Raw genomic sequence first — 12,434 nt, 5'->3', positions numbered from 1 at the left:
TACAATAAGTGTCCTTTATACCTGTTACTTTTAGCCAACTTTATATATCTCCATAAACAAATGATTTATCTTTAATTCTTAATCTTATTATTTCCTTTATTTTTTGTGCTTCTTTGATGACTTCTTCAATGGGCAAATTAGATAAACTATCATAGTTAACGGCTATTTCTGATTGAACATTATTTTTTTCATATATAAATGCTTTTCTGTTTTCCCCATTTTTTAACTTAATACTAACTTTTTTTCTGAGATACATTGGAATGTCCTCCCACTGGTCTGCAATCCACATTTGCTCCTTCGTTAATTCTAAAATCTTACCGTGTATTACATTACCAACATATTTTTTTACATAAAAATAACCATCTGTATCTGCATATAATTTATAATCCTCCAATAGTGCATCAACCATTGCAATTTCTTGTTCAAATAATATTTTTTGTATTTTTACATCCATTAGTGTACCATAAGAAAAAAGATAAAATTTATACATGCTTTGCCCCCTATATTTTTTTAGTTGTATTACTACTACCAGTCAAAAACAATAGTTTCATATATTTTTATCTGTATCCTATTATTTTGATTGTCTTGTTAATATGAGATTATTGTAAGCATACCTTTTATTTTAGTCAACTTAATATTATTTTGATATTGTCTTAGCTAAGCATAGACGGTGCTTATAATGATATTTTATATTTTATTAAAATATTGATAAACTTACTCATTGAATCTTTGGAACATATTCAATAATCTAGAAAAATAATTGACAAAATTTTCGGAAATCTTTATAATTATTTCATGGAAATAATTGAATATTATTACAAACCATTGATTAAGAGTAGTAGACTTAGTTATAGGATTTAAAGAGAGTTGTAGAGGGTGAGATTACAACAATGCAGGCTATGTCGAATGGACTTATAAGGGCGGGAGGAACAGCTTATATTCTATTAGCTTAGTAATGCCTGACGGGTTTTCCACTCGTTACTATAGGAAAATGTATTAATTGTACATGAAGTGAGTGGGCTAATATTTGCCAATTTAGGTGGTACCGCAGAAGTTATAGACTTTTGTCCTAGTAGAAATACTGGACAAAGGTCTTTTTATATTCAACTAAAGTATAACTCCTCCTGAAAAGTTTCACTTTATCCGATAGCTAGCATCCGTAACTCTTCCTTTTCATAAGGCAAGTAACGGCTGCACGCTCCTGGATAAGTTCAACTAAATTCAGCTGGAGTATAACTCTACCTGAAAAGTTTCACTTTATCCGATAGCTAGCATCCGTAACTCTTTTTTTCATAAGACAGGTAACGGCTGCACGCTCCTGGATAAGTTCAGCTAAATTCAGCTGGAGTATAACTCTACCTGAAAAGTTTCACTTTATCCGATAGCTAGCATCCGTAGCTCTTCCTTTTCATAGGACAGGCAACGGCTGCACGCTCCTGGATAAGTTCAACTAAATTCAGCTGGAGCATAACTACTCCACCTAAAAAGTTTCACTTTAAAAATGAAAGGGGTTATTATTATGAAGAAAATACCACACAAAATTTATCTTACTGAGGATCAAATGCCAACACAATGGTACAATCTACGTGCAGATATGAAAGAACTTCCTGATCCAATGCTAAATCCGCAAAACTTCAAACCTGTAACAGTTGAAGATTTATATCCTGTATTCTGCACAGAACTCGCAAAACAAGAATTAGATGATTCAACACGCTATATTGATATTCCTGAAGAATTACAAGAATTTTATAAGATGTTCCGCCCATCTCCATTAATTAGAGCCTACAATTTAGAAAAAGCTCTTGGAACACCTGCTAAAATTTATTATAAATTTGAAGGAAACAATACTTCAGGCAGCCACAAGCTAAATTCAGCAATTGCCCAAGCTTATTATGCTAAAAAACAAGGTTTGACAAGCCTTACTACAGAAACTGGAGCTGGTCAATGGGGTACTGCTTTAGCTGAAGCTTGCTCTTATTATGGTATTCCACTGACTGTTTATATGGTTAAATGTTCTTATGAACAAAAACCTTTCCGTAAATCGATTATTAGGACTTTTGACGGAAATATTATTCCTAGTCCAAGTAATACAACTAACGCTGGAAAAGCAATCCTAGAAATGGATCCAAATAATACTGGAAGTCTTGGCTGCGCAATTTCAGAAGCTGTAGAAAAAGCAGTTACTACTGATGGCTGCAAATATGTACTTGGCTCTGTATTAAATCAAGTGCTTCTTCACCAATCTATAATAGGTTTAGAATCCAAAATTGCTATGGAGATGATTGATGAATATCCTGATATTGTAATTGGTTGCGCTGGAGGTGGTTCTAACCTTGGTGGACTAATTGCCCCATTTATGCAAGATAAGTTAACAGGAAAAGCTAATCCTAGAATTATCGCTGTGGAGCCTGCTTCTTGTCCTTCATTAACACGAGGACGCTATGCATACGACTTCTGTGATACTGGTAAAATTACTCCTCTCGCAAGGATGTACACTCTTGGAAGTGGCTTTATTCCATCAGCTAATCATGCAGGAGGTCTTAGATATCACGGTATGTCTCCTATTCTTTCAAAACTTTATCATGATGACTATATGGAAGCTATATCCGCTGAACAAACTAAAGTATTTGAAGCTGCTGTCTTCTTTGCAAAGCATGAGACTATTCTTCCTGCACCCGAATCATCACATGCTATTAGAGGAGCAATTGATGAAGCTTTAAAATGTAAAGAAACAGGCGAAGCTAAAACAATTCTTTTTGGATTAACAGGTACAGGATACTTTGATATGACTGCTTATGAATCTTACTTAAATAGCTCAATGAAAGATTATATACCAACAGATAAAGACCTAGAGATAGGATTTTCAGGTCTTCCTAAAATTCCTGGAATACAAGAGTAATGATAAAGAAACTAAAAACCACTCGCCTTCATCGAGTGGTTTTTAGTTTCTTTATAGGTTCCATCTTTTTATTATAAGAGCCTTTCTTCAACTTCAAAAAGGAGTGAATAAAAAAAGCTTTTTATAAATAATTTCCGTTTACGAATTTAATAAGTAGAATTCATTGCTATTAGATAAGTATCTAGACTAACATAATAGACCCTTTAATTGTTCCTTATTTAATGTATATCTAAATTGTTTAATTTCTTTGCTTTTCTCTAGGACAACAACAGCTGGCACATCCTTTATCTCATACATCTCTACAAGATTTTTCTTTGTAGCTATGTCAACTTCTAGTATATTGTAATTGCAATTTAGTTCTCTGTTTACCTCTTCTAATAATGCTCTAAATTCTAAGCTCTCATTAACTAAGGCATCTACAAATAGTAACAATACTCTTTTATCACTTTTTAGAAGATTTTCATTAAAATTATTTAATTCTTCAATGTAACGCTCTGCCGCCACTGCTGCAGTTGCACCGTCACCAGCTGCAGAAACAACTTGCCTTAAATATTTAACTCTATTATCTCCAACGGCATAAATTCCTTCTAAGCTTGTCTCCATAAGCTCATTTGCAATAATATGCCCTCTTGAGTCCATTTCAAGGTTACTATTTTTAAGAAAACTAGTAGAAGGTATCATACCTACAAAGAAAAATACACCTTGGCAGCAAATCTCTTCTGTATTTCCTGTTTTTAAGTTCTTAATTTTTACACCTTCAACATTCTCTGTACCAAGAACTTCCTCTATGGTCGAGTTCCAAATGAACTCCATCTTTTCATTTTTAATAGCTTTTTCGCTGCTTACTTTATTGCAATCAAGAATCCCTTCATCATGAAGAACTATGACAGTCACTTTACTTGCAAATTTTGTGATGTACATCCCTTCTTCAATAGCCTGGTCACCACTTCCAACAACAACAACATGTTCTCCTTCAAAAAACTCAGCATCACAAGTTGCACAGTATGCCACCCCCATGCCTTGGAGTCTTTTTTCTCCAGGAATATTTAGTAATCTAGGCTCACTGCCACAAGCTACAATCACAGCCTTAGCTGAGAATTGTTTTCCTTTTTTGGTAGTAATAAGTTTTTCTCTTAAAGACAAATCAGTATCTACAACTTCATCTCTTAAAAACTCAACACCAAAGCTCTCTGCGTGTTTCTTAAAATTTTTCATAAGTTCTGGGCCGCTGATTTGATCATAGCCCGGATAGTTCACTATTTCCCTTGTTGTATTTACTAAACCTCCAACCATTCCTTTATTAATTACCAAAGTTTTAAGTTTAGCCCTTCCTCCATAAATTGCTGCTGAAAGCCCTGCAGGTCCACCCCCTATGATGATTAAGTCATAGAAATTGGTTATTTCACCCATGTTCCTACACACTCCTTTCTAATTATGCCTCAAATACCTCTGTAATCTTTTCTTCGATTTCTTCATCTCCAACATTTCCAGCTAATTTCCCTTGATATTCCCCTCCATTAAAGAATAGAATTTGTGGAACACCCTTTAAAGAGAATCTTTGAAATAGATTCTTTTGTTCTTCAACATCAACATAATAAAAATTATACTTACCATCATATTTTGACTGTAAATCTTCTAAAATTGGCACAACACCTTGACATACACTGCAGCTTTCTCTAGAGAAAATCACTAAGCTTGGCTCAGCATTATCATATATAATTTCATCAAACTCATTAGAATTTAAATGCTGTAAAGACATACTATTCACTCCTTTATAATTATCTTTTTGCTTTAACTTAAGAACATAATAAAATACGCAATCTCATAAGAATATTTAATGAATACTTCTTATAAAAATTTATCATAAGTATCGTTAATCTTATAAACACAATTATTAAGCTCTCTGTAACACTTTGTTTTATTTTTTAAAAGCAGCTATCAAAGTGCTACTTTCCGATAGCTGCCCATATAATTCTTTATTAAATATCTTCTGAGAAGATCTGATAAATTGGAGCTCCTTCACACTGCTCTGGGAAGCGTAAACCTAGTAATACAGAAACTGAGGGCGCCACATCCACTTGCCTTATAATACGTTCAGTTGTGAATCCTGACTTAATACCGGACCCTGCTGCTACAAAGATTGGTGAAACTGATGTATCAAAATATCCTTCTGAAGTTGAAAGGCTGTCACCATGGAGTCTATTATATTTTTCTTCAATAGAAAAGAAGAGATCACCACATTCTGGTCCATGAGTACCAATTAAGACCGCATCTTTATTTCTAAGACATATTCCAACAACCCGTTTACCAGTTCTATCATCCCTATAATTATATAAATCAGAGATTATTTGTTCTTCCAAATCATATTTATCTTTTGGATCTACAATACCATATTTGTCACGGCCTTTTAGATTAATATAAATATAATTACTACGAATCTGAACTGCTCTTGTTTTCTCCCAATCCACTTCTCTTGTAGAATTTCCATCTTTATCTTTCTTCAAGACTGTATAACCAAGCTCTTCCATAACTTTTGTATTTAAACCGCCATACTCACCTAAAATTGGAGGTACATTTTCTCCAACTATGAGACCATGATCACTTACAAGTAACACAGTCCAGCCTTCGTCTAATAGATGCAGGAATTCACCAATATAATCATCTGTTTGTATGTAGAACTTTTCAATAAATTCTTGATAAATCTTTTCATCTGTGTAATCCCATGGCTGTAGTGTCTTAGCAAGATGCCATAACTGATGCCCTGCACAATCCACATTATGAAGATGTGAAAATATCACATCATATTTCTTTTCATTTATACAGTAGTTAAGTGAATCCGCCTGCCACTTATTGTAAATTGCCCAAGATGGCTCAAAGATTTCCCTTACCAATTCATCATCCTCTCCACCAATTAAGCTGACAGGTGGAACATGACCAACATTTTCAACAATATCTTTATATAAGGATTTTTGATGCCACAATTGATCATTTGATATATCAAGAGCATTACTAATCCAAAGTCTAACTTTAGTACCTTGTGGATCAAGTTCTAAAATTTTCATAGAACGGCATGCAGGTTTAGTTACATCTTTTTTTGTAACATCATCAATAATACCTGTCACCATCTTATCTTTCTCTAAAATAACGATTGGTTCATCTGCTTTCTTATTTTTATATATAGCTACTCTGTCATATTCTCCAGCTTCATTTTTAAGGATTAAGGCTGGACGTCTCATTACCCCGCCAGAAGTTATTATAGTGAAATCTTTAGCTCCTTCCGGAGCATTTTTCCACCCTTTTGCCTCTTTAAGTGGAGAGTTTACTATATCATAAGCTACCTTACTTCCAATAACAACTTCTGTATCATCATCATCCATAACATAAGTTCTAATTTCTCCGCCTTGACGAGCTGTATCCCCCCACCAAAGTTCCATCATTTCATCATCAACTTCATCATCTAAAGTACCTTCTAGGTCTGTAATTATGCACCCAACACCTGCTGGTTTATCTACTCTTGGTGCATAACGAACCTCTTCAATTTCAGGAGAGGCAACGATAACTTTTTCCCAATCAAGCTGTGCAATACCCATATTAACAGAACCTGGCTGAGTACCATCTACAACACTTAAGTTTTCACTGTGAGAGGTTGGAGGCCATGAACTTCCCGGCCAATGCCATACTAGTGTTTTTAAATCAGCTGCTGAAGTAATATTCCAAACCTGTTCAGCGCTGCAGTTACGAGAATCCATATTATAAACAACTGCATCAAGGCTTTCAGGAGATTGTCTCCAATAACAAGTAATTCCATGTGTTCCTGGGTAAGCACCTGTAGCAAGTGTTGTCCAACAAGGTGGTGTAATTGTTGGAATTGCACCGATTTGCCTTAAATCTTCTCTTGCAGAACCACGTTCAATGAGTTTTTTTAAATTTGGCATTTTTCCTTCTTTTAAGAATTTTTGACTCACTCTCGGATCCATTCCATCTACACCTAAGACCAATAATTTTTGAGTAAGTGCTGTTCTCTTCATAATATTCCTCTCCCCCTATTCTAAGTCAGTTCCTTGAATTAATTCAATTAATGAATCTCTAAGCTGACCAAATTCTTCTGAAGTTCTGATTTTTTTAAAACTGTTATCATCGTATTTTTGAAGTGGATTTCTAAAATCACTAACGATTCTTCCCGGATTAGCATTCATTACAATAATCCTGGTTGATAAAAGAATCGCTTCTTCAACATCATGAGTGATAAAGAAAAAACATTTGTTGGATTCTTTCCATATCTTCTTCAGATGCTTTTGCATAGATTCTCTTGTTAATGCATCTAATGCACTGAAAGGTTCATCCAGTAGAACTACTTTAGAATCTGCAGCTAATGTTCTTGCAATTGCTGCACGTTGTTTCATACCACCTGACAATTGATGAGGAAGCAGTTTTCTAGCTTTCTCGAGGCCTACTAAATTAACATAATGATTCACGATTTCTACTCGTTCTTTTTTGGGAATCCCTTTCATCTTAAGTCCAAATTCAATATTCTTTTCAACACTTAACCATGGAAAGATATTGGGTTGTTGAAAAACAACCCCTACATCTGGATTTGGCTTAGTATGTGGTACACCATTTATAAGTACTTGTCCTGAAATATCTGTGTTATATCCGGCAATAGCATTTAATAATGAAGTTTTTCCACAACCAGATGGCCCAAGAACACACACAAAATCATCATTAAATAATTTAAGCTCAATCTCATTTAATACATGCAAATATTGTTTTCCATTTTTGTATATTAAATTGACATCTTTTAATTCAACAGAACAATCTGCACTTCTCTCTTCTGCTCTATTTATTTCAACTAACGATTCCATAGTATATCTCCTCTATTATTTATATAAATCGTTTCTTACTGCCTTCTTAAAGGTCTCAACGTCTGGTGAAGCAGTAACTGCTTTTTGAGTTAACAAGAAATCACTTGTATCTTTCAAAATTTGTGGTAATGTACCTTGCTTGTCTGCTGTTCCTATATATTGTGTCTGCTGTGATTTATCAAGAACTGATATTTGATTCATTGCTTGTTTTGTTTCATCTACACTAAGTCCAAGTTCTGCTGATAATGTTTTAACTACATCATCTGATTGTGTTTTATATGATTTAGTTGCTTCATCTAAAATGTCAATATATGCTTTAACTACCTCCGGATATTTAGATGCAAAATCATTACTTACAATACCAAATTCGCCTGTAACTGCTCCTTTTTTTGCAACATCTTCAGATGTAAGTATCACTTTTCCACCGTCCGAAAGCAGTTTTGATTGTGCTGGCTGCCATATGTAAGTTCCATCAATTTCGCCCCTGCTCCATGCTGCTATAATGTCCTGTGCATTCATATCTAAAATGGTTACATCTTTTTCTGAAATATTGTTTTGCTTTAATGAAGAAAGCAAGCTAAAGTGTGAAGTTGAACCAAATGGAGTAGCAATTTTCTTTCCTTTTACATCTGCTATTGAATTAATTCCAGATGTATTCTTCACAACAAGTGCTTCACTTGCACCAATGATGTCATGTAAATAATAAATTTTATAAGGTAGATCGTTAACAATTCCATTTGTTCCTGGAGGTGTACCGATTGTTGCTATATCTATAGACCCACTGGCCATTGCTGTATTTACATCGCGTCCTACATCAAATTGAACGTACTTAATTGTAACTCCCGGAAATTTTTTCTCGAGTAACTTTTCACCTTTTGCAAGGAGTTCTCCATTAGGAGACTGAAAATATCCCAAACGTATCTCTTTTGGCTGTGCTGAATCAGTAGCTTGCTGCGTAGACGTAGCAGTACTTGAAGTTTTTGCTCCTGAACAACCTGTAATTAAAATCCCCACCGATAAAATAGCCGTTAATAATGCCGTGTATTTTTTAATTTTCATAAATAACACTCCTTCTAATTAAATATGAATTCTTATTTTTGTAATGATTTTACTATCAATTGTTATAATATCTCTTATTTAAATTTATTTTTCCATCCATGGTGAAACCTTTCTAATTAAAAATCTCACAAATGAGTCCAATATTATTGCGATAACGCCCATAATTATAACCCCTACATATACGATATCATTTCTAAGATACTTACTCGCATCTAATACCATCCAACCTATTCCTGACACCGCTGCAACCATTTCTGCTGCAACTAAAGTCGCATAAGCAACACCAATCGCTGTTCTAAGACTTGTTAGTATATCAGGTAAGCATGATCTAAAAATAACACTAATAAAAAGATTTACTCCTTTAGCTCCCAATGATTTAGCTCCATTAATTCTATCTATTGGTATTTTTTGAACACTAAATATAACCCCAATAAGTAAAGGTGCAAAAGCATTTAAAAATAGTAGAATAATTTTAGATTCATCCCCAATTCCAAACCAAAGTACAATCAAAGTATAATAAGCCAAAGGTGGAAGTGGACGATAAAATTCAATAAATGGATCTAGAATCGCTCTTACAAATCTTGAACTACCGGCAATAAGTCCTAATGGAACTCCAATTATTACTGCCACTGAAATTGCAATAAACAGTCGCTCCATGCTTACAGCAATATGGGTTAATAGGCTTTCCCCTTTATAACCATGATTAATTAATTCAGTAAAAGCTTGCCACACTTTTTGAGGCGAAGGAAGAAATACTTGATTTATCAATCCTTTATTCGTAGTAATTTGCCACAAGGAAAAAAACACAAGGACCGAAATAAACGAAACACCAATATAAAAGCTTTCACCTTTTTTTCTTCTTACCACTTTCACAGTTGATTTCTGAATATCCATATCAGTTCATTTCACCTCCACAATTGTTCAGACATTTATTTATAATTATCATATATACCCCCCTGTTATCCTTTTAGTATTCCTATCGATATACTATGTTTTAATTTAAATATATATTACTAAATACTCTAATCATTGTCAATAATAAAAATACAATAAAACATATCGAAGAACTAAGAATTTTGTTATTTAAGAACTTTTTGAACGTAAATTTTCTTTTTTTAATATTTAATAACAGATTCTTAAGTTCGTTAATTACACGCTTTTCACAGTTCATATATTGAACATTCTTATATTATCATCGTTCATTGTTCATTACAATAAGTTCATAGAAAAATTTCACATTTAAATATTTATTTATATAACCATGTATACCCTGGATGTTTAAATGCAAATTAAACACTAAATATTGGAGTTAGAGATTAAATGTTTCTTTATCTGTCTTTTTACAATATATACGTTAATAAAACTAATTTTATTATTGCTCCTATTTTGCTATAATTATAAAGCAATTATTTTACTTATCTAAAAATTTATATTAGGGGGATGCTTAAATGAATGAACAACATTTTGAAAAGTTATTGAATATAAAAACCTCCGGTGAACAAAAAATCTTTAATGAATCGATGCACTACAACAGATATGAACCAACTGATTACTATGCTTTAGAAATATTATCTAAGAAGTACGAATTTACATCTGAGGATGGCATTATAGATTTTGGATGTGGGAAAGGAAGACTAAACTTTTACATAAACCACTTTTTCGATGCCACTGTTACAGGTATAGAAATGAATTCTTTTTTCTATAAAGAAGCTTTAGAGAATCAAAAAAGTTATTTAAAGATGCATAAAAAGAATAAAAATAATATTAATTTCTTAAATTGCTTTGCAGAAGAGTATAAAATCAATCCATTTGATAATAAATTCTACTTCTTCAATCCTTTTTCTATACAAATATTTATAAAAGTAATAAAAAACATTCTAATATCAGTTGAAAAATGTGAAAGAACTGTAGATATTATTTTATATTATCCATCAAATGACTATATATATTTTTTAGAAAATAATACTACTTTTGTTCGTTGGAATGAAATAAAATTACCAATTTCATCCAACAAAGATCCTCGTCAAGTTTTTTTAATATATAGGCTTGATAACAACTTAGTGAATTCTTAAATTTTATGCGAATCTAGAAAAAAATAATAAAGTGTGCTACTAAATTTAAATTAGCCAGCACACTTTTTATTAACATTCATTCATTCTTTTTTTGATAAATAATTCTTTGTATACTTTTGGGCGATAAATAATATCTTTCCGCTAGACTTGTTGTAGATAATCCGGATAAATAACCTTCATATATTCTTTTATTTCTAGCTTGGAGTTCCAATTTACTTTTGGTTAGTTCTCCCCAAGGCTTTTTATTTTCTTCTTTCTTAGGTATATAAATATATTCACCCTCAATGTATTGCTGAATTATTTCTAAGATATCTTCAGGGAAAATATCCCTAGCACTTGCATAGCTCATATATGCTCCTCCTAAATATAATTACTATTTTAGGTTTGAGCAAAGGCTATTCCATAATTAATTATTTACTCCTATGCAATAGCCTCTGCTATGCATAACTAACAGGTCTACTCAAAAAATCAAGCCTCCTTAATTCTATATTCTATTTTTATAATCATTATTTTATATATCTATATTATATATTATACTATTAAAACTTACCATATTTTCCTTTAATGTAATAAATTTTCTTCGATGATTATTAATCTTATTCAATTAAACTTACATTTATTTTTAATAAACTTCAACTTTTATTGCTAAGCAAAAGCTTAATTATTCATTTACAACTAAAATTTTACTCGCAGTAATCTGGTCTCACAATAATTTCCCGATTTAAATTGTGTCTTTAAGGAATTATGATTATAATACCAACATCCAGATATAGCTTTTTTCCTTTTAGATTTAACAATTATTTTTAGTTCTCTCAGTATATTAGTTCCAATTCCAATTCTTCTAAATTCTTCCCTGACAAACATACCAATGCTCTGCAAATCTTCTCTTATTATGCCTTTTTCAATAACTCCAAAACCTACTAATTCATTATCTTTTTCTGCTATATAAATACACTCTTTGCTAATAGATTTATCTATATTCTCAAAAAAGTTCTCACTATATTTTTCTATAATTTCTTTATCAGAATGTACTGCCATTCTTAAGTTTATATTAGTCTGATTATCTTCGTTCATATCTAAATCTCTAGTAAAGTATGCTTGCTTTTCTACTCTGCTAAAATTATCTAAACAAAGACTTAGCATAAACTCATCCCCAGTAGGGACAAAAGCCTCTGATACCTCTTCAAGTTGTTTTACTTTCATAAATATTTCTTGTGCTAGATAACTGTACTTTCTTTCTATATTAAATAAAGTTATCAAACTTTTGTTGTAGATAGCACAATATCCGATTATTTCTTTTCTGCATATTATTTTATAAAAATTAGATTCAATAACATGATCTTCAAAAAACGAATCTATTAAAATATCGTTATCATGATAATATCTACATATACGTTCTTTTATTTCATCAAATTTATATCTTTCAAATACAACCATATTCAAATTCTCCCCTTAATGTTATTAAGCTGTGTGATTTATATAGTAAACAACTATCAATAATATGTGTCTTATAAAAAGAAAACAGGCATAGAAAATACTATA

Annotated in this window: 11 protein-coding genes and 1 other annotated feature; of the genes, 2 read left to right on the top strand and 9 right to left on the bottom strand. The window is 32.2% G+C overall.

The genetic code is table 11. The annotated features are described in order from the left end of the window. Positions 1 to 40: 40 nt before the first annotated feature. Positions 41 to 490 (bottom strand): gamma-glutamylcyclotransferase family protein, encoded by a 450-nt coding sequence (locus CLCHR_RS13850; RefSeq protein ID WP_079440426.1) that lies wholly within the window; start codon positions 488 to 490, stop codon positions 41 to 43. A 326-nt stretch (positions 491 to 816) separates the two neighbouring features. Beyond that, positions 817 to 1,075 (top strand) — a binding site (T-box leader). 444 nt (positions 1,076 to 1,519) lie between these two features. On the opposite strand from CLCHR_RS13850, the gene CLCHR_RS13845 reads away from it, so the two are divergent. Continuing rightward, on the top strand, positions 1,520 to 2,899 hold the full coding sequence (locus CLCHR_RS13845; protein ID WP_079440425.1) for a TrpB-like pyridoxal phosphate-dependent enzyme: 1,380 nt from the start codon (positions 1,520 to 1,522) through the stop codon (positions 2,897 to 2,899). 186 nt (positions 2,900 to 3,085) lie between these two features. Here CLCHR_RS13845 and trxB read toward each other — a convergent pair whose 3' ends face one another. From trxB to CLCHR_RS13815, 6 genes are all read right to left on the bottom strand, one after another. Next, positions 3,086 to 4,309, bottom strand: a complete 1,224-nt coding sequence (gene trxB, locus CLCHR_RS13840; RefSeq protein WP_079440424.1) for a thioredoxin-disulfide reductase — start codon at positions 4,307 to 4,309, stop codon at positions 3,086 to 3,088. A 22-nt stretch (positions 4,310 to 4,331) separates the two neighbouring features. After that, entirely contained in the window at positions 4,332 to 4,658 is a 327-nt protein-coding gene (locus CLCHR_RS13835) for a thioredoxin family protein (protein ID WP_079440423.1), read from the bottom strand. Positions 4,659 to 4,878: 220 nt separating this feature from the next. Further along, the gene (locus CLCHR_RS13830; RefSeq protein ID WP_079440422.1) at positions 4,879 to 6,927 is read right to left on the bottom strand and encodes an alkaline phosphatase family protein; all 2,049 of its coding nucleotides are present in this window, start codon (positions 6,925 to 6,927) and stop codon (positions 4,879 to 4,881) included. A 15-nt stretch (positions 6,928 to 6,942) separates the two neighbouring features. Next, positions 6,943 to 7,761, bottom strand: a complete 819-nt coding sequence (locus CLCHR_RS13825) for an ABC transporter ATP-binding protein (protein ID WP_079440421.1) — start codon at positions 7,759 to 7,761, stop codon at positions 6,943 to 6,945. 15 nt (positions 7,762 to 7,776) lie between these two features. Then, a complete protein-coding gene (locus tag CLCHR_RS13820; protein WP_079440420.1) occupies positions 7,777 to 8,820 on the bottom strand; it encodes a taurine ABC transporter substrate-binding protein in 1,044 nt (347 codons plus the stop codon). Positions 8,821 to 8,904: 84 nt separating this feature from the next. After that, the gene (locus tag CLCHR_RS13815; protein ID WP_079440419.1) at positions 8,905 to 9,714 is read right to left on the bottom strand and encodes an ABC transporter permease; all 810 of its coding nucleotides are present in this window, start codon (positions 9,712 to 9,714) and stop codon (positions 8,905 to 8,907) included. Positions 9,715 to 10,268: 554 nt separating this feature from the next. Between CLCHR_RS13815 and CLCHR_RS13810 the strand changes: the two genes are divergently transcribed. Next, the gene (locus CLCHR_RS13810) at positions 10,269 to 10,892 is read left to right on the top strand and encodes a class I SAM-dependent methyltransferase (RefSeq protein ID WP_079440418.1); all 624 of its coding nucleotides are present in this window, start codon (positions 10,269 to 10,271) and stop codon (positions 10,890 to 10,892) included. A 76-nt stretch (positions 10,893 to 10,968) separates the two neighbouring features. Here CLCHR_RS13810 and CLCHR_RS13805 read toward each other — a convergent pair whose 3' ends face one another. Beyond that, positions 10,969 to 11,241, bottom strand: a complete 273-nt coding sequence (locus tag CLCHR_RS13805) for a CD3324 family protein (protein WP_079440417.1) — start codon at positions 11,239 to 11,241, stop codon at positions 10,969 to 10,971. 326 nt (positions 11,242 to 11,567) lie between these two features. Next, entirely contained in the window at positions 11,568 to 12,329 is a 762-nt protein-coding gene (locus CLCHR_RS13800; protein WP_079440416.1) for a GNAT family N-acetyltransferase, read from the bottom strand. Positions 12,330 to 12,434 lie beyond the last annotated feature (105 nt).

Source organism: Clostridium chromiireducens (assembly GCF_002029255.1).
GTDB classification, from domain to species: Bacteria; Bacillota; Clostridia; order Clostridiales; family Clostridiaceae; genus Clostridium; species Clostridium chromiireducens.
The sequence above is the reverse complement of the archived record's forward strand: the minus strand, read 5'-3'. Positions and strand labels throughout refer to the sequence as shown.